Annotated in this window: 16 protein-coding genes; 6 read left to right on the top strand and 10 right to left on the bottom strand. The window is 70.6% G+C overall.

Annotation, left to right across the window (positions count from 1 at the left end; genetic code table 11):
- Positions 1-441: 441 nt before the first annotated feature.
- From H504_RS36585 to H504_RS0123190, 3 genes are all read right to left on the bottom strand, one after another.
- Positions 442-1,608: a CoA transferase gene (locus H504_RS36585; RefSeq protein ID WP_157440595.1), complete on the bottom strand. Its 1,167-nt coding sequence runs from the start codon at positions 1,606-1,608 to the stop codon at positions 442-444.
- 71 nt (positions 1,609-1,679) lie between these two features.
- Entirely contained in the window at positions 1,680-2,372 is a 693-nt protein-coding gene (hemQ, locus tag H504_RS0123195; RefSeq protein ID WP_026424725.1) for a hydrogen peroxide-dependent heme synthase, read from the bottom strand.
- A gap of 61 nt (positions 2,373-2,433) precedes the next feature.
- Positions 2,434-2,994 (bottom strand): DUF3000 domain-containing protein, encoded by a 561-nt coding sequence (locus H504_RS0123190; protein ID WP_026424724.1) that lies wholly within the window; start codon positions 2,992-2,994, stop codon positions 2,434-2,436.
- Positions 2,995-3,133: 139 nt separating this feature from the next.
- Here H504_RS0123190 and hemE point away from each other — a divergent pair, with 139 nt between their 5' ends.
- Complete coding sequence (hemE, locus tag H504_RS0123185) at positions 3,134-4,192, top strand: uroporphyrinogen decarboxylase (protein ID WP_026424723.1); 1,059 nt, start codon at positions 3,134-3,136, stop codon at positions 4,190-4,192.
- 2 nt (positions 4,193-4,194) lie between these two features.
- Entirely contained in the window at positions 4,195-5,613 is a 1,419-nt protein-coding gene (hemG, locus tag H504_RS0123180) for a protoporphyrinogen oxidase (protein ID WP_026424722.1), read from the top strand.
- Positions 5,614-5,635: 22 nt separating this feature from the next.
- On the opposite strand, the gene H504_RS38975 is transcribed toward hemG, so the two are convergent.
- The 5 genes from H504_RS38975 to H504_RS0123155 all read right to left on the bottom strand — a co-directional run bounded on the left by H504_RS38975 (position 5,636) and on the right by H504_RS0123155 (position 10,599).
- The gene (locus H504_RS38975) at positions 5,636-6,043 is read right to left on the bottom strand and encodes a hypothetical protein (RefSeq protein ID WP_051386172.1); all 408 of its coding nucleotides are present in this window, start codon (positions 6,041-6,043) and stop codon (positions 5,636-5,638) included.
- A gap of 2 nt (positions 6,044-6,045) precedes the next feature.
- Entirely contained in the window at positions 6,046-6,492 is a 447-nt protein-coding gene (locus H504_RS0123170) for a hypothetical protein (protein ID WP_026424720.1), read from the bottom strand.
- 70 nt (positions 6,493-6,562) lie between these two features.
- Positions 6,563-8,668: a 3-hydroxyacyl-CoA dehydrogenase NAD-binding domain-containing protein gene (locus H504_RS0123165; RefSeq protein WP_026424719.1), complete on the bottom strand. Its 2,106-nt coding sequence runs from the start codon at positions 8,666-8,668 to the stop codon at positions 6,563-6,565.
- A complete protein-coding gene (locus H504_RS0123160) occupies positions 8,668-9,867 on the bottom strand; it encodes a thiolase family protein (RefSeq protein ID WP_026424718.1) in 1,200 nt (399 codons plus the stop codon). Before H504_RS0123160 ends, H504_RS0123165 begins: the two co-directional genes overlap by 1 nt.
- A gap of 78 nt (positions 9,868-9,945) precedes the next feature.
- Positions 9,946-10,599 carry a TetR/AcrR family transcriptional regulator gene (locus H504_RS0123155; RefSeq protein WP_026424717.1) on the bottom strand — a complete coding sequence of 218 codons (654 nt, stop codon included), beginning with the start codon at positions 10,597-10,599 and terminating at the stop codon, positions 9,946-9,948.
- Positions 10,600-10,713: 114 nt separating this feature from the next.
- Here H504_RS0123155 and H504_RS0123150 point away from each other — a divergent pair, with 114 nt between their 5' ends.
- On the top strand, positions 10,714-11,148 hold the full coding sequence (locus H504_RS0123150) for a nitroreductase family deazaflavin-dependent oxidoreductase (protein ID WP_035305578.1): 435 nt from the start codon (positions 10,714-10,716) through the stop codon (positions 11,146-11,148).
- A 107-nt stretch (positions 11,149-11,255) separates the two neighbouring features.
- Here the strand turns inward: H504_RS0123150 and H504_RS0123145 are convergent, their stop codons facing one another.
- Positions 11,256-12,503: a ribonuclease D gene (locus tag H504_RS0123145; protein ID WP_026424715.1), complete on the bottom strand. Its 1,248-nt coding sequence runs from the start codon at positions 12,501-12,503 to the stop codon at positions 11,256-11,258.
- 98 nt (positions 12,504-12,601) lie between these two features.
- On the bottom strand, positions 12,602-13,318 hold the full coding sequence (locus tag H504_RS36575; RefSeq protein WP_033400965.1) for a response regulator: 717 nt from the start codon (positions 13,316-13,318) through the stop codon (positions 12,602-12,604).
- A gap of 242 nt (positions 13,319-13,560) precedes the next feature.
- On the opposite strand from H504_RS36575, the gene H504_RS0123135 reads away from it, so the two are divergent.
- The 3 genes from H504_RS0123135 to H504_RS0123125 all read left to right on the top strand — a co-directional run bounded on the left by H504_RS0123135 (position 13,561) and on the right by H504_RS0123125 (position 18,222).
- A complete protein-coding gene (locus H504_RS0123135) occupies positions 13,561-14,727 on the top strand; it encodes a dipeptidase (protein WP_157440593.1) in 1,167 nt (388 codons plus the stop codon).
- A gap of 242 nt (positions 14,728-14,969) precedes the next feature.
- Positions 14,970-17,402 (top strand): M14 family zinc carboxypeptidase, encoded by a 2,433-nt coding sequence (locus H504_RS0123130; protein WP_051386171.1) that lies wholly within the window; start codon positions 14,970-14,972, stop codon positions 17,400-17,402.
- A 79-nt stretch (positions 17,403-17,481) separates the two neighbouring features.
- Positions 17,482-18,222, top strand: a complete 741-nt coding sequence (locus H504_RS0123125) for a DUF72 domain-containing protein (protein ID WP_026424712.1) — start codon at positions 17,482-17,484, stop codon at positions 18,220-18,222.
- Positions 18,223-18,334: the final 112 nt, after the last annotated feature.

The raw sequence follows: 18,334 nt of genomic DNA, 5'->3' as shown, positions 1-18,334 counted from the left end.
CTTTCCAGTGGCCCCGCCTTTTAGCCTTACCCAGGCCACCGCTAGGGGCCCCAAACAAAACAACTTCACCACAACGGGCACCCCAGCTTTAATCTGGCGCCCGAGGCCGGCGTCGCCGCCAGGCGACCAGGCCGACCCCCGAGGCGCAGCCGAGGCCCAGAGACCCCTCACACCAAGATCAACCAGCCGAAAAGCCCCCGAATACACAGCCTAGCCCGCCCCACCGACAACTCCACCCACCCAGCAACCCCCATGATCATCCACCACAAGACCCCCCGATACACAGCCTACCCAGAAGCACCGACACCCCCGAGCACTCAACCCCAAACCACAGCCGCAAGCCGAAACCCCAAGCCGCAGCAGCAAAAGCCGGCCCCGCAGAGCCCAGCTCAGCCCACAAACGACACCCCCACAGGCGACACCCCACAAGCAACCCACCATTCACCACCGCGCAGCATCACCCCCCGCCACCCGAGGCCCCCACTCCCACCCCGGCGGCGCCCCCGGCAGCACTCCCGGCACCCTTACATACCGAACCCGCCCCACCCCACTATCCATCTCCCCCATATACCGATCAGCCGAAGAACCCTCCTCAGACTCAACCCGCCCCATCGACTCCAACCACCACGCAGTCCGCGCCAACGACACCCGAACGAGCCAACTCCCACCCTCAACAGCCCGCCGCCGCAACGCGATCAGCACCCCATAGGCCGCCAACCACCCCGTCCCATGATCAAGCGCCTGCGCAGGCAACGGAACCGGCACCCCGTCCCCCCGCCAAGCAATCCCCGTCGCCATCTGCACCAAACTGTCAAACCCCCGCCGAGCACGCCAAGGCCCCGTATGCCCATACGCGGACAACGACACAAACACAGTCCCTTGTGGAGCGTCACCCACCCCAAACCCCTTGGCAGCCAAAGAACCGGGCCGATACGACTGAACCATGACGTCAGCAGAGTCCCAAAGGGACCGAAGCCGCCCAGAATCAGTCCGCAAATCCAGATGCGTACTGCGCTTGCCGAACCCAGTATCAACCAGAGCAGGCCGCATCACCGGAAGGTGCGCCGCACCCACGTGCAGCACCGAAGCCCCATGCGCGGCAAGGGTCCGCCCACAGACCGGCCCCGCGATCACATGGGTCAGCTCCAGAACCCGGACCCCCGCCAGCGGCCGTTCGGCGGCAGCAAGAGGACGCGGCGGCCCGTCACCGATCCGTTCCACAGCAACGAGTGGCTCCAATGCGACAGCCCGCCCCTGCGGGTGATCAGCCCATTCATCCGGCGAACGCAACGCCGCGGCGGCGCCTCCAGCGGCGAGCACCGCCTCCGCAGCCTCCACCGCCGACCACCCCGACACATCACACGAGTCCCCCAGCACCGACCGCGCGGCCGCCTCGTGATGGGGGTAGTTGCAGTGCAGCCGCAGCCACCCGTCACGCGCGCGGTAGTCGCCCGTGAGTGGCGCCCACAGGTCTCCCACCGGCGCGCCGTCGACCAGCAGGTGCCGCTCACTGCGGAACGACTCGACCGCGTGCTGGAGGTCGACCGACACCTCACCGGGATCGGTCCCCCGGTCGCGCAACAGGTCCGCCGCGGCCGAGGTGACCATGCCGACGCACTGGCCCGCGAGGTGGGCGACGCGGTACGGGCCCGCCACGACCCGCTCGTCGCCCGTGAACCTCACGGCAGGTTCGCCACCAGCTCCGCGGGCACGACCCGGGTACCGGTGTAGAACGGGATCTCCTCGCGGACGTGCCTACGCGCCTCCGTGGCACGCAGGTGCCGCATCAAGTCGACAATCCGGTGCAGCTCGTCGGCTTCGAAGGCCAGGATCCACTCGTAGTCGCCCAACGCGAACGACGCGACGGTGTTGGCGCGGACGTCCGGGTAGTCACGGGCTTCCTTGCCGTGGTCGGCCAGCATCTTGCGGCGGTCTTCGTCCGGCAGCAGGTACCACTCGTACGACCGCACGAACGGGTACACGCAGATGTACTTGCGCGGGTCTTCCCCTGCCAGGAACGCCGGGACGTGGCTGCGGTTGAACTCGGCGGGCCGGTGCAACGCCACCTGGCTCCACACCGGTGTCGACGCCCGGCCCAACGCGGTCCGCCGGAACCCGGTGTAAGCGGCTTGGACCTGCTCGACCTCCTCCGCGTGCCACCAGATCATGTAGTCGGCGTCGGCGCGCAGACCGGCGACGTCGTACACGCCGCGCACGACCACGCCCTTGCCCTCGAGCGCGTCGAGGAACTCGGTGGTCTCGGTGGCGGCGGCACCCCGGTCGTCCGGCAGCCGCCCCGGCTCGATCCGGAACACCGACCACATGGTGTAGCGGATGGTGTCGTTCAGTTCGGCGTAGTTGAGACGGGCCATGCCGCCATCGTCCCACCACCGCGACCGGGCGGAGCGCCCCAGGTGGTCGGCGACACGCGAGCTACTCGCCCCGGCGCTGCTCGAACAGCGCGACCCCCACCGGCGGCAGGCCGACGACGCTGGCCATCAGGTCGAGGAACGCCTCGCCGTGCGGGTGCAACTCCCCGGTCGGGGTCCACGAGGCGCGCAGCTCCAGGTCGTCCGTGCGGGCCGGGCCCGCGATGTCACCGAAGCGAGCGGACGAGGTGTCGGTGACCGTGCCGCCGAGCGCGCGGAACTCGGCACCGGCGGCCGCCAGCGCGTCGGTCAGCCAGGACCAGCCGACGCTGGGCAGCAGCGGGTCGTCGGCGAGTTCGGCGTCCAACTCGGCGCGGACGTAGGCGACCACCCGCAGCACTCCGTCCCAGGCCTCTTGGCCGTCGGGGTCGTGGAGAAGGATCAGTCTGCCGGTAGCCTGGACCTCGGCCGGTCCGGTGACCTCGGCCGTCAGCGCGTACGCCCAGGGGGCCAGCCGCTGGGGCGGACGGACCTCGGCGAGGCGCACCTCGGGCCGCGGCCGCAGCGACTTCAGCGCCTGGACGGCCTGGGTGAAGAGTTCAGGCGCGGTGGACGTTCCAGTCACGACTGGTAACTGTAGGACCACCCGAGACGGTGAGCGGGTAGGGCGCGCCGAGGGTCCGGCACGGGTTCGACCCACCGACCGTGTGAGGTTCCGCCCACGCGAACGGGGACGCGGGTCGGCGTGGGAACATGGCCAGGCGATGACTGAGTCACTCACCCTCCCCAGGCGGTCCCTGACGTCCGCTCCGTTCCTGGTGGCCGCGCGCGGCGGTGTGCCCGCGCGGGTGCCGGTGTGGTTCATGCGCCAGGCGGGCCGCTCGCTGCCGGAGTACCGAGCGCTGCGCGCGGGCACCGCGATGCTGGCCGCCTGCTTCGACCCGGCGATGGTCACCGAGGTGACCCTGCAGCCGGTGCGCCGCCACGGCGTCGACGCGGCGATCCTGTTCAGCGACATCGTGGTCCCGCTGGTCGCGGCCGGGGTCGACCTGGACATCGTGGCCGGCACCGGTCCGGTGGTCGCCGAGCCGGTGCGCGACCGGGCCGCCGTGGACGCGTTGCCGCCGCTGCACGCCGAGCAGGTCGCGCCGGTAGCCGAGGCGGTCCGGCTGCTGACCGCCGAGTTGGGCGAGACGCCGCTGATCGGGTTCGCGGGGGCGCCGTTCACGCTGGCGTCGTACCTGGTCGAGGGTGGGCCGAGCCGCAACCACGAGCGCACCAAGGCCCTGATGTACGCGGAGCCGGACACCTGGCACGCGCTGCTCGACCGGCTCGCCGACATCGCCCTGGGGTTCCTGCGGGCGCAGGTGGCCGCCGGGGTCGACGCGCTGCAACTGTTCGACTCGTGGGCGGGGGCACTGTCGCTGCGGGACTACCGCGAGTTCGTGCTGCCGCATTCGACGAAGGTCCTGAGCGGACTGTCCGACGCGGGCGTGCCGCGGATCCACTTCGGAGTGGGCACCGGGCACCTGCTCGGCGCGATGCGCGAGGCGGGCGCGGACGTCGTCGGGGTCGACTGGCGCACCCCGCTGGACGTGGCCGCCGCCGCCGTCCCGGGTGCCCCGGTCCAGGGCAACCTCGACCCGGCCACGCTGTTCGCGGGCGACGAGGTCATCCGCCGTGAGGTGGGCCGAATCGTGGCCGAAGGGCGTTCCGCTGCCGGGCACGTGTTCAACCTGGGCCACGGGGTGCTGCCGGAGACCGACCCGGATGTGATCACCCGCACCGTGGCGCACGCGCACAGCCTGCCGACCGGGCGGTGAGCGTGCGGGTCGCGGTGGTCGGCGGCGGGATCTCCGGCCTGACCGCGGCGCACCGACTGCGCGCACTGCTCGGGCCGACCGCGTCGATCACCGTCGTCGAGCAGTCGTCCCGGCTGGGCGGCAAGATCCGCACCGAGTCGGTGGCGGGCCGCCGGTACGACGTGGGCGCCGAGGCGTACCTGGCGCGGCGGCCGGAGGTCGGGGCGCTGCTGGCGGAAGTCGGCCTCGGTGATCTCGTCGTGCACCCGACCGGCGCCCGGTCCACGGTCCGCGCGGGCGGGGTGACCAGGCACGTCCCCGGGCGGACGGTCATGGGTGTGCCCGCGGACCCGGCCGCGGTCGCCGAGTTGCTCAGCGACGAGGGCAATCGGCGGGTCGCCGCCGAGTCCACGTTGCCGCCGGTGCGGTTGGCCGGGGACGCCGCGCTGGGGCCGTTGCTGCGGTCTCGGTTCGGTGACGAACTGCCCGCCCGGCTCATCGATCCGTTGCTGGGCGGGGTGTACGCGGGCGGGGTGGACAGCCTCGGTCTCCGCGCGACCCTGCCCGCCATCGCCGCCGCCCTGGACGGGGGCGCGACCTCGCTGACCGAGGCCGCCGCCCGCTCGGTGCCCGTTCCCACCGGTCACCCGGTCTTCGGGACGCTCTCGACCGGCCTGGGCACCTTGGTCGACCGACTCGCCACCGCCGCGACGGTTCGACTCGGCGTGCCGGTCCGCTCGCTGGCCAGGACCGCGACCGGCTGGCGGCTCACCCTCGGCGCCAACGCGCCCGGCCACGAGCCATCCGACCCGGTCCTCGACGTCGACGCCGTCGTGCTGGCCGTCCCGGCCGCCGCGGCCCGCAAGCTGCTCGCGGACGTCGTCCCGGTCGCGTCCGACGCCTACGGCCAGGTCGAGGTCGCGTCGATGGCCGTGGTGGCGTTGGCGCTCCCGGCGGGCACCGAACTGCCCGGCACGTCCGGGGTCCTGCTCGGGGCGGGCGAACGCAGGCTCGACGGCAGCCCGTTCACCGTCAAGGCGTTCACCTTCTCGGCCGCGAAATGGGCGCACCTCGGCGGCGAGACGGTGGTCGTCCGGGGCTCAGTCGGACGGTTCGCCGACCCCGGCGCCCTGCACGCCGACGACGACGAACTCGTCCGACTGGTCCGGTCAGACCTGGTCGAGCTGACCGGGGTCACCGCCCCACCCGTCGACACGAGGGTGACCCGGTGGGGCGGCGGCCTCCCCCAGTACGCGGCGGGCCACCACGACCTGGTGGCCCGGATCGAGCGGGCCGTCGAACCCCACCCCGGCCTCGCCGTGGCGGGCGCGACCCTGCACGGCGTCGGCATCCCCGCCTGCGTCGCGACCGGTGAGGCCGCCGCACGGCAAGTCGCCACACACCTGGCGGCGAACCGGATCGGCCCGCCGCCAGGCCCGTGACCAGTCGTGCTCAGTGCCGTGATCAGTGCCCGCCGCACCCCGGCGGGGGCAGCGGATCGTTCCCCTCGATGACCTCGTGCGTGACGGTGTTGACCGCGCGCACACCCAGGTTGTGCCCGCCGGTACCGGTCACCGACTCGGTCTTCACGACCACGACCGGACTCCCCGACTGGCTGCCGGAGAAGAACACCACACCGTTGTCCGAGAACTGGATCGTCCACACCTGGTCCGAGACCGCCGTGTTGATCTCGAACTCCTCGGCCACCTGGCCGACCCCCTGGTACCCGGCCCGGAGCACGAACGGCGTGCCCTGACTACCGGAACCCGCCACCGTCTGCGGCGGTGTGCACGGCCGGGCGTCCGCGTTCGCCTGGGGCGCGACGACAAGCGCCATCATGGCGAGCGCGCCCGCGACCGCTGTCCGCTTCATCCTCAGTTGCCGCAGCGGTCGGGGACCGGCTGCAGGACCACGGTGGCGTCGATGACCTCACCGGTGTCGTGCCGCACGGCGTGCGCGTTCATGTGCTGCACCGTGCCGCGGGTGATGTGGTTGGGGTGCACCTCGCGGATGCCGGTCGCGGTGGAGACATCGTCGGGGTTGGCGAAGAAAACGACGCCGTTGTCGGAGAAGGTGACGGTCCAGTGCTGACCGGCGGCCTCGGTGTTGATCTCGAACTCCTCGCCCGCGACCAGCCCGGGACCGTCGTCGTCGTACATCGACTTCAGGGTGAAGGCGGTGCCCGCGGAGCCGACCCCATCGGTGGTGGACGGCGGTCCACACGGCCTGCCCTTCGCCTCGGCCGCGGTGCCGGACACCGCCACCGCCGTTAAGGCGAGCGCGCTGACCGCGAGCGCGGCCCCGATAATGCGCGTGCGCATCATGAACCTCCCTGCCGGTAAGGAAACCCTACGATCACCAATACGCGACGGGGTTACGGCGGTGTCGCCGTCAGGCCGGGACGGAAGCGACACCCGGTGGGAGGAAAGGCTTGCCGTGTACGCGATCGGACACGTCTGTGCGGTCCAGGTATGGCGTGATTCCGCCGAGCCAGAAGGGCCAGCCCGCGCCCAGGATCAGGCAGAGGTCGATGTCCTGTGCCTCGGCGACAACACCTTCGTCCAGCATGACGCGGATCTCCTCGGCGACGCCGTCGAGGACTCGGTCGAGGACTTCCGGTGCGGTCAGCGGGTTTCGGCCCGCCTGCCACAAAGCGGCGACCTCGGGGTCCATGGTCTGCTTGCCTTCGGCATCCCATTGCCACACCGCCGTTTTGCCCGCTTCCACGAACCGGCGCAGGTTCGCGCTGAGCGGGAATCGGTCCGGGTAGGCGTGGTGCATGGTCTCGGCGACGTGCAGGGCGACGGCGGGGCCGACCAATTGCAGCAGTACCAAAGGACTCATGGGCAGTCCGAGCGGGTCGGTGGCCCGGTCGGCGACCTCGAACGGGGTTCCCTCGTCGATCGCCGTCACGACCTCGCCCATGAACCGGGTCAGCAGGCGGTTCACCACGAACGCGGGGGCGTCTTTGACCAGGACGCAGGACTTCTTCAGCGCCTTGCCCACGGCGAACGCGGTGGCCAGCGCCGCGTCGTCGGTGCGTTCCGCGCGGATGATCTCCAGCAGGGGCATCACGGCGACCGGGTTGAAGAAGTGGAACCCGACAACCCGTTCGGGGTGGGCCAAACCGGCGGCCATGTCGGTCACCGACAGGGACGACGTGTTGGTGGCCAGCACGCATTCCGCGCTGACGTGCGCCTCGACCTCGGCGAAAACCCGCTGCTTCACGCCGAGTTCCTCGAACACCGCCTCGATCACGAAGTCGGCGTCGGCGAACGCCGATTTGTCCAGTGAGCCGGAAACCAGTGCCTTCAACCGGTTCACCCCGTCCGGGGACAGCCTGCCCTTGGCGCCCAGCTTGTCGATCTCGGTGTGCACGTAGTCGACACCTTTGTCCACACGGGACTGATCGATGTCGGTCAGCACCACCGGGACCTTGAGCTGCCGCGCGAACAACAGGGCCATCTGGCCGGCCATCAGGCCCGCGCCGACGATGCCGACCTTGGTCACCGGCCGAGCCAGCGACTTGTCCGGTGCGCCGGCCGGTCGCTTGGCGCGCTTCTGGACGAGGTTGAACGAGTACAACCCCGCGCGCAGCTCATCGGTCATCAGGACGTCGGTCAGGGCCTCGGTCTCGGCGGCGTAGCCCGCGTCGAGGTCGTTGGCGCGGGCGAGTTCCAGCAACTCCAACGCTTTCAGCGCGCCGGGCGAGGCGCCCTTGGTGCGGCCCTGGACGATGCCCTTGGCCCGCTCGACGGCCGCGTCCCAGCCCGCACCCCGGTCGATGTCCGCGCGCCGCACCGAAACCTCGCCGTTGACCACACCCGCGGCCCAGGCCAGCGACTGTTCGATGAAGTCGGCGGAGCCCAGAAGCACGTCGGTGATACCGAGGTCAGCGGCCTGCTTGGGCTTGAGCATCCGGTTCTGGCTCAGCGCGTTCTCGAAGATCACGGTGACGGCGGCGTCCGGCCCGATCAGGTTCGGCAGCAACTGCGTGCCACCCCAACCGGGGAACAAGCCCAGGAAGACCTCGGGGAACGCGATGGCGGCCGTGTTGTCCGACAGGGTCCGGTAGTGGCACGACAGCGCCAGTTCCAGGCCGCCACCCATGACGGCGCCGTTGACGAACGCGAAGGTCGGGATCGTCGAGTCGGTGAACCGGCGGAACACCTCGTGACCGGTCCTGGCGATGTCCAAAGCGGACTCGCGGCTCGCCACCTGCTCCACACCGGACAGATCCGCGCCCACCGCGAAGATGAACGGCTTGCCGGTCACGGCGATCGCGGCGGGCTCGGCCGCGATCGCCGTGTCGAACGCGGCGTTGAGGCTCACCAGGCTCTGCGGCCCGAAGGTGGACGGGCGGGTGTGGTCGTGCCCGTTGTCGATGGTGATCAGCGCGACCGGCCGGGCCAGGCCCGCGACCCGGACCAACCGGGTCACCGCCCTGGTGACGACCTCGTCCGGGAAGGCCCGCGCGGCCTGCTCCTGCGTCAACATCACTTGCTCCCGTCCCAGTTCGGGTTCTCCCAGATGACCGAGCCGCCCATGCCGATGCCGATGCACATCGTGGTCAGGCCGTACCGCACGTCCGGGCGTTCGGCGAACTGGCGGGACAACTGGGTCATCAGCCGCACGCCGGAGGACGCCAGCGGGTGCCCGCAGGCGATCGCGCCACCCCACGGGTTGACCCGGGGGTCGTCGTCGGCGATGCCGAAGTGGTCGAGGAAAGCCAGTACCTGCACGGCGAACGCCTCGTTGACCTCGAACAGGCCGATGTCTGAAATGGACAGACCGAACCGGCTCAGCGCCTGCTCGGTGGCCGGGACCGGACCGATGCCCATCACCTCGGGTTCGACACCCGCGAACGAGTAGCCGACCAGCCGCATCCCCACCGGCAGGCCCAGCTCGCGCGCGGTGTTCACCTCGGCCAGCACGCACCCGGTCGCGCCGTCGTTGAGGCCCGCCGCGTTGCCCGCGGTGACCCGGCCGTGCGGGCGGAACGGGGTCTTCAAGGTCGCCAACGTCTCGACCGTCGTACCTGGGCGCGGTGGTTCGTCCTCTGTGGCCAGTCCCCAGCCCAGTTCGGTCGAGCGGATCGCGACCGGCACCAGTTCCGGGCCGATCTTGCCCGTCTTCACCGCGTCGGCGAACTTCTCCTGGCTGCGGGCGGCGTACTCGTCGCAACGCTGCTTGGTCAGGTGCGGGAAGCGGTCGTGCACGTTCTCCGCGGTCTGGCCCATGACCAGGGCGGTCGGGTCGACCAGCTTGTCGGCCACGATCCGCGGGTTCGGGTCGACGCCCTCACCCATCGGGTGGCGGCCCATGTGCTCGACCCCGCCCGCGATCACCACGTCGTACGCGCCGAACGCGATGCCGCTCGCGGTGGTGGTCACCGCGGTCATCGCGCCCGCGCACATCCGGTCGATCGCGAACCCGGGCACCGACTTGGGCAGCCCGGCCAGCAGCGCGGCCGTCCGGCCGATGGTCAGGCCCTGGTCGCCGATCTGCGTGGTCGCCGCGACGGCCACCTCGTCGACCCGCTCGGGCGGCAGGCCGGGATGCCTGCGCAGCAACTCGCGGATGACCTTGACGATCAGGTCGTCCGCCCGGGTCTCGGCGTAGATCCCCTTGGGCCCCGCCTTGCCGAACGGGGTCCGGACACCGTCGACGAACGCGACGTCGCGGGTTGCGGCCACGGGTGCTCCCTGGGGTCGAGTCTTCGCTACCGGGCGGTAACAAGGTCCAGCCTACCGCTTGTTACCAATCGGTAGGGGTCAGGTCAGCCCGACGAACCCGGCCACCTCGTCGACCGCGTACCCGAAGAAGGCGTCCGCCGGGTCCGCGCTGCCCACGAGCTGCCCGAACAGCTCGAAGCTGACCATCCCGAACAACTGGGTCCAGGCAAACACGACCCGGACCGTCGCGCCGGTCGGAACGGCCGCCTCGATCGGGTCGAACTGGGCGCGCAGCTCGTCCGGGATCGCGCTGTCCTCGACCCCGGCGGCGTGCGCGATCTGCCCCAGCAACCAGACGACCCGCACGGCGGGCCCCACGGTGTCCCGCGGCGCCTGGTAGCCAGGGATCGGTGTGCCGTAGATCAGGGCGTATTCGTGCCGGTGGTCGATCGCCCACCGGCGCACCGCGTGGCAGACCCCCCGCCAGCGCTCCAGCGGGGTCGCCCCCTGGTCGGCCTGCTCGGCGGCGTCACCGAGCGCGTTGTAGGCGTCGATGATCAGCGCGGTCAGCAGGTCATCGCGGCTCGGGAAGTACCGGTAGAGAGCGGACGAGGCCATGCCGAGGCTCCGGGCGACGGCGCGCAGCGACAGGTTGTGCGCGCCGTCGGTGGCCAACTGCCTGCGCGCCTCGTCCTTGATCTCAATCGTCAACTCCTGCCGCGCCCGATCCCGGGCCGTCCTCGCCGCGCTCATACCGGGCAGTGTGGCACGAATCCGGAGCACCGCTCAAGTTAGAGAGCAGCGCTCTTGACAGAGAGCGGCGCTCGCAGTTGACTGGGCGCACACCAGCACGAGAGGACACCTCCCATGACCACCCGGTACCTGCGCCCCAGCGGCTTCCTGCGCGGCGCGAACAAGGTCATCGCCTTCTTGCTCCGCCGCGGCGTCACCATGGCGGGCGCGAACCAGTTGTCGGTGCGTGGACGTAAGACCGGCGAGGCGCGAACGGTCCCGGTGAACCCGCTGGACTTTGACGGGTCGCACTACCTTGTCTCACCGCGCGGGAACACCCAGTGGGTGCGCAACCTGCGCGCCGCGGGCGAGGGCGAACTGCGCCTGGGTCGCCGGGTCCGCCGCTTCACCGCCACCGAGATCGCCGACGACGCCAAGCCCGCCGTCCTGCGCGCCTACATGGAGCGGTGGGGCTATCAGGTGAAGCAGTACGTGAACTTCACGGCGACATCCACCGACGACGAACTCCGGGCAGCCGCAGGCGACCACCCGGTGTTCGTGCTGAGCTGACCTCTCCCACCACCCACCCCCTCTTCCCCACCCGGCACCGTCCCCGACCTGGCACCGCACCGCCGATTCCAAGATCGGCAGCCTTGGGACGCGACCGAGGGGCCGAGCTAGTGGCTCACGGTGGCTTTCAGGCCAGTCACCAGGGCGTCCACGGTCAGGCCCACCTGCCACTCCCGCGCCCCACCGGCCCGCAGCGCCGCGGCGACGGTGGTCGGGTCGATGTCGGCGGGCGGCTGCCAGCAGGTGCGCCGGACCAGGTCGGGCTGCAGCAGGTTCTCCACCGGCAGCCGGTTCTCCTCGGCGATCCGGGTCAGCGCGCCGCGGGCGGCGGCGAGCCGGGCGGCGGCCTCCGGGTCCTTGTCCGCCCAGCGGTTGGCGGGCGGCGGGCCGTCGGCGGGCGGTGACGGGTCGGGCAGCTCGGACTTGGGCAGTTGGGCCGCGGTGCGCAGGGCGCGCAGCCAGGTGGTCGCCAGCCGCCGCTGCGCGCGCCCCTTGTAGACCGGCAGTTGCAGCAGCGCGCCCTCGTCGGCCGGGTTCACCGACGCGGCCTGGATGATCGCGCTGTCCGGCAGGACGCGGCCGGGGGCGATGTCCCGGTCGCGGGCGATGGTGTCCCTGGCCTCCCAGAGCGCCCGGATGGCCGCCAGGCCACGCGGCGTGCGGACGCTGTGGATACCCGAGGTGCGCCGCCACGGCTCGCGGCGCGGCGGCGCGGGCTCGGCGGTGCGCAGCGCCTCGAACTCCTCCAGCGCCCACGCCAGCTTTCCCTGGGCCCGCAGATCGGCCTCCAGCGCGTCGCGCAACTGGATCAGCAGCTCCACGTCCAGGGCGGCGTAGTTCAACCAGTCGATCGGCAGCGGGCGGCGCGACCAGTCGGCGGCGCCGTGGCCCTTCTCCAGGTGGTAGCCCAGCAGCAGCTCGACCAGGGTGCCCAGCGCGACCCGCTCGTAGCCCGCGAGGCGGCCCGCCAGCTCCGTGTCGAACAGCCGGGTCGGGCGCAGGCCGAGGTCGGCGAGGCAGGGCAGGTCCTGGGACGCCGCGTGCAGCACCCACTCGTCGGTGGCCAACGCGGCGACCAGGGAGTCGACCTGGTCGTCGACCGCGACCGGGTCGATCAGGAAGGTGCCCGCGCCCTGGCGGCGGACCTGGACCAGGTAGGCGCGCTGGGAGTAGCGGTAGCCGGACGCCCGCTCGGTGTCCACGGCGATGGGGCCGTGACCGGCGGCGATGCGCGCGGCGGCGCGGTCGAGGGTCTCCAGGTCGACCACGACGTCGGGGGTGCCCTCCGCGGGCTCGGTGAGCAGCACCGGGGCAGGCGGGTCTGAGGCGCTGGGTCCTGAGCCGGGGGTCGTCACGGCCGATGACCCTACGGCACAACCGGTGACAAACGTCGGAGATCAGCAGCAGTCGTGTGGCTGGGCCATGCCCAGCCCAGCCACACGACTGCTGTTGTCTACCTGATGACGCCCGCTCGCATGGCCAGGGCGACCATCTGCGCCCGGTCGCCGGTGCCCAGCTTGCGGCCGATCCGGGACAGGTGCGACTTCACGGTGAGGGCCGAGAGGTTCAGCGCCTCGCCGATCTCCTTGTTCGACTGGCCGTCCGCGACCAGTTGCAGCACCTCGACCTCGCGCGCGGAGAGCTCACGCGGGGTGTTGTCGGTGCCGGGGACCCTGGTTCCGGTGGCGAGCACCGGGGCGACACTCGGGTCGGCGTAGACGCCACCCTCGAGCACCCGGCGAACACCATCGGTGACCACCACCGGCGACGCGGACTTCAGCAGGTAGGCCTGGGCGCCCGCCTGGAAGGCCGATCGAACGGCGTAGGGGTCGTCGGACGAGGCGAGCACGACGATGCGCGGCCAGCCGTGGCTGCGCAGCTCCGTGACCAGCTCGATCCCGCTGCCGTCGGGCAGTCCGAGGTCGAGGATCGCCAGGTCGCACGGCCCGGTGGCCTGCGCTCGCGCTCTCGCCTCGGCCACCGTGGCGGCCTCGTGCACTGTGCCCGCGCCCATCTGTGTGAGCCGAGCCGCTATCGCCTCCCTCAACAGTGGGTGGTCGTCGACCACCAGCACTGAGAACAGCTCCTCCCGCGGGTGCGGGACCATGTTCGCCGGCAAGGCACCGGCTGGCGTGGTTCGAACGGCCTGACCTAAGCCGACGGCAGCCACGTCACTACCTCCCTGGAGTCGGTCGTTGCCCCCCGACCGGCACTGGGACTTTCGACCAAACAGCCGCGCCGCCGTTGGACCGAAAGTGGTGTCGACGAAGGCAGCCTAGCCGCCCAAGCGGGTTAGCGGGACGATCAATCGGGTAAGTATCCGATCGGGTTGTGACTGAGGGGCGGCTGTGTCACACGATCGGGTGAGTCCCTAGACGGTGACGTAACGGGCAGGGCCCGCTACACGATGAAATGGAGTCACGGGTAGTGCAGAACGCCTCGGTCGACCGGGCTCGCCGGTTGCTCTCAGCTACGCCCCTCGTCGACGGCCACAACGACCTCCCCTGGGCGTTGCGCGACCGGCACGGGTCCGTTCCGTCGGTCGCCGCGGGCAAGTCCGACCTGTTGACGATACGGCCCGGCCTGCACACCGACCTGGTCCGCGCCCGCGACGGCCGCCTGGGCGCCCAGTTCTGGTCCGTCTTCGTCCCGTGCCGGGTTCCCGGCCACGAGGCGGTCACGACCACCCTTGAGCAGGTCGAACTGGTGCACCGGCTCGTCGAGCAGTATCCCGCCCACCTCGGCCTGGCCACCACCGCTGACCAGGTGGAATCCGTGTTCGCTTCCGGCAGGTTGGCGTCGCTGATCGGCGCCGAGGGCGGCCACAGCATCGCGGGATCGCTCGGGGCGCTGGGCGCCCTGTACCGGCTGGGCGTGCGGTACATGACGCTGACGCACAACGAGAACACCCCGTGGGCGGATTCGGCGACCGACGAACCCGGGGTTGGCGGGTTGTCCGATTTCGGCCGGGAAGTTGTCGCCGAGATGAACCGGCTCGGAATGCTCGTCGACCTTTCGCACGTCGCCGCGACCACGATGCGGGACGCGCTGGACACGACAACCGCGCCGGTGGTTTTCAGCCACTCGTCTTGTCGGTCGGTCACCGACCACCCGAGGAATGTGCCCGATGACGTGCTGGAACGCCTCCGGGACAATGCCGGGGTGCTGATGGTGACATTCGTGCCGCGCTTTGTGAGCAACGCCGTCGCCGAGTGGGACGACGAGATGTCCGCGGCGATGGCCGCCGCCGGGTTGCGGCACGTCGACCTCGACGAGCGGGAGCGCTTCGAGCGGTCGTGGCAGGAGACCCACCCGCAGCCCAAGGCCACCCTGGCCGATGTGGTGGCGCACTTCGAGCACGCCCGCGAGGTCGTCGGGATCGACCACATCGGTGTCGGCGGCGATTACGACGGCTGCCCGGAACTGCCCGACGGTCTGGCCGATGTCGGCGGGTATCCGACCCTTTTCGGTGCCCTGCTCGACCTCGGCTGGAGTGACGAGGACTGCGCGAAGGTAGCTGGGCGTAACGTCCTGCGGGTACTGCGTTCCGCCGAAGAGGTGGCGGAGGTACGGGGATAACTGGCAAAAGGTAATAAGTTTCGACCGTCCGGTAAGCGGACACTGTCCGGATTTCGGCCGAAATCCGTCGTGGACCCATCGGCGCAAGGCCGTTCGTCCACCTCCCGACTGGCAACCGGTAACGCATTTCGCGGTATCCGGCTGTGGCTAGCGTCACGCTGTCGCCCGCGCGCGCGGGCGAGCTTCCGGGAGGAGAACAAGCCTTGAGCTTCCCATCCAGACCCGTTCGGGCCGGGCGGGCGTTGGCCGCCGCCGGGCTCAGCGGCGCCGTGGTCTTCGGCCTGACCGCCACCTCGGTCCCCACCGCGGCGGCCGCCGACAACATCCTCCGCAGCGACACCGCGGTGGCCCGCTCCTGCTTCGAGCGGCCGCTGCCCGCGGGCACCAAGGGCACCGCCCAACGCACCGTCACCTCCGGCGTCGACGGCCTGCTGCAGGCCCGGCTCGCGCCGGACGGGTCCGGCACCGGCGACTGGGACATCGCGGTGTTCGACCAGAAGACCGGCGCCGTGGTGGCCGCCTCCGCCGCCCTGCACAGCGTGGAGCTCGCCGAGAGCTTCGTGACCAAGAACCAGCAGTTGCTGGTGCAGGCCTGCCGCTACGCCGGGTCGACCAAGACAGTGAAACTGGGGCTGGACTTCCTCGCCATCACCCCGCAGGGCGGTGCCACCACCGCCCAGGTGGTGCGGGTGCAGACACCGACGAGGGCCGACAAGGACAAGCTGCTCGGCCTTGACCTCGACGTCACCGAGAAGGGCGACGCCACCGGGGTCGAGGTCGTGCTCGCCGACGACGCCGACCGCAAGACCCTCGCCGACGCGGGCCTGCGCTCCACCGTCGTCCAGGCCGACCTGGGCGCCCAGGCGGTCGCCAACGCCAAGCAGGACCGGTCGTACGCCGGGCGGGTGGCCAAGTCGGCGCTGCCGTCCGGGCGCACCACCTACCGGCACCTCTACGAGTACGACTACGACCTCAAGGAGCTGGCCCGCAAGAACCCCGGCCTGGTCAAGGCGTTCAGCCTGCCCAACCAGACCTGGGAGGGCCGCGAGGTCAACGGCATCGAGATCGCCACCGACGTCGACAACAGCAACGACGGCAAGGCCGTCAACGTGACCATGGGCGTGCACCACGCGCGGGAGTGGCCCGCGGGCGAGCACGCCATCGAGTGGGCGTACGAACTGGTCAACGGGTACAAGGCGGGCGGCGACCTGCGGTCGCTGGTGAGCAAGACCCGCAACGTGGTCATCCCGATCGTCAACGCCGACGGCTTCTCCATCTCCCGCGAGGCCGAGCCGAAGGGCGACTTCAGCCGGTTCGACTACGAGATGAAACGCAAGAACTGCAACCCGAACGACTCGCCCGCGCAGTACCGCACCGGTGTCTGCAAGGCGAACCCGGGTGGCCGCGAGCGCGGTACCGACCCCAACCGCAACTACGCGGGCTTCTGGGGCGGCAACGGCGCGTCCACGGCGTGGAACAGCGACACCTTCCGCGGGTCAGCGCCGTTCTCCGAGCCGGAGTCGCGCAACATCCGCTGGCTCGTGTCGACCCGGCAGGTCACCAACCTGATCACGCTGCACACGTACTCGAACCTGGTGCTGCGCGTGCCCGGCGTCGCCGACGTCCGGCCGCCGCTGGACGAGCCCGCGTACAAGGCCCTCGGCGACAAGATGGCCTCCCGCAACGGGTACACCAGCGAACCGTCCTGGATGCTCTACGACACCACCGGGTCCACAGAGGACTGGTCCTATTGGGCCACTGGTGGCTACGGCTTCACCTTCGAGATCGGCGGCACCGAGTTCCACCCGCCGTACGAGACCGGTGTCGTCGCCGAGTACCTCGGCCAGGCCCCGTCGACCGGCGCGGGCAAGGGCGGCAACCGGCAGGCGTTCATCGACATGCTCACCAACGCCGCCGACCCGTCCGCGCACTCCACGCTGATCGGCGCGGCGCCCAAGGGCTACCAACTCCAGTTGCACAAGGCGTTCCAGACGCCGACCTCGCCGGTCCAGAATCCCGATGGGACGGTCGGCACGCCGATCTACGTGGCGGACACGCTGAACTCGACGCTGAGCGGTACCGGCGGTCGGTTCAGTTGGTCGGTCAACCCGTCGACCCGCCCGTACGTCGCGGGCCGCTACGGCCGTGACCCGAAGGGCCCGGCGCAGGCGAACTTCACCGTGCCCAACCCGCCCGGTGTGCCCGCCGTCAACACGAACTTCCCGGCCGACCCGACCGCCGAGCGCGTTCCGTTCCACGTGGACGGAATGCCCAAGGTGGACAACGGGAAGTTCGAGGTCTCCATCGCGTGGGCCAGCCCCAACACCGACTGGGACCTCTACATCTTCGACAGCGCGGGCAACATGGTGACGTCGTCGGCCTCCGGCGGCACCACCTCCGAGCACGCGGTGCTGTTCGACCCGCCCGCGGGCGATTACACCGCCGCCATCGTCAACTTCGCGCAGCCCGCCCCGACCACTGACGACTGGGCGAGCCTCAACGTGTCGTTCGCGTCGCCGGTGCCGACCACGTACGGGTCCAAGGAGCCGTACCAGTTGAGCTGCAGTGACAAGCGCGGCCGGGTCGTCGGCCTGACCGACGTCTACATCGACCGCGGCCAGACCGTCGACGTCGGCGACGTCTGCGGCCGCTCGGCCCTGCTCCGCAAGAAGTAACGCCCCCCGTCCGGTTGGGGTTGCTCCACCCGGGGCACCCCAACCGGCGGCGGTTGATCAACTCCGCCACCATGGACCGATGATCCACGTCGGCACCTCAGGCTGGTCCTACCAACCCTGGCGAGGCGACTTCTACCCCCGCGGCACCACCGACGAACTCGGCCACCTCGCCCAACGGGTCAACACGGTCGAGGTCAACAGCACCTTCTACGGCCCCCGCAAACCAGCCGACTACGACCGCTGGTACTCAGCCGTCCCGGACGACTTCGTCTTCGCGGTGAAAGCCCCCCGCGACATCACCCACTCCCGCCGCTTACGCGACGTCGCGACACCGATTTCCGATTTCTTCTCATCCGGTGTGCTTTCCTTGGGCCGCAAACTCGGCCCCATCCTCTGGCAACTCCCCGCCTCCCTCCGGTACTCGCCATCCCTGATGGCCGATTTCCTCCCCCTGTTACCAACTTCGGTCCAGCACGCCCTGGAAGTCCGCCACCCCAGCTACTACGACGACACCTTCATCGACCAACTCACCACCCACTCGGTCGCCCTCGTCATCGCCGACTCCCCCGGCACCTGGCCCAGCCTCCTGGCCCACACCAGCACCTTCACCTACCTCCGCCTCCACGGCGACACCGAGCTCTACACCAGCCCATACTCCGACCCCGCCCTCGACGAATGGGCATCCCGAATCCGCTCCCTACACACCCACGGCGACGTCTACACCTACTTCGACAACACCCTTTCAGGCGCCGCCCCCCGAGACGCAATCCGTCTCGCCGAACGACTCGCTGATCCACAGCGCGCCGACGACCCCCGATGAAGTGAGCGGCCGAGCCCGACCGCGACCTCATCGAACGCGCCTGCCGTGGATCTCCAGGACAACGTGGTGGTGGGGCCAGGGCTCGTGTGGTTGCGCCTGCGATCACGGTGGG

This window comes from Actinokineospora inagensis DSM 44258 (assembly GCF_000482865.1).
GTDB classification, from domain to species: domain Bacteria; phylum Actinomycetota; class Actinomycetes; order Mycobacteriales; family Pseudonocardiaceae; genus Actinokineospora; species Actinokineospora inagensis.
Note: the sequence above shows the minus strand (reverse complement) of the source record. Positions and strands in the feature narration are given on the sequence as shown.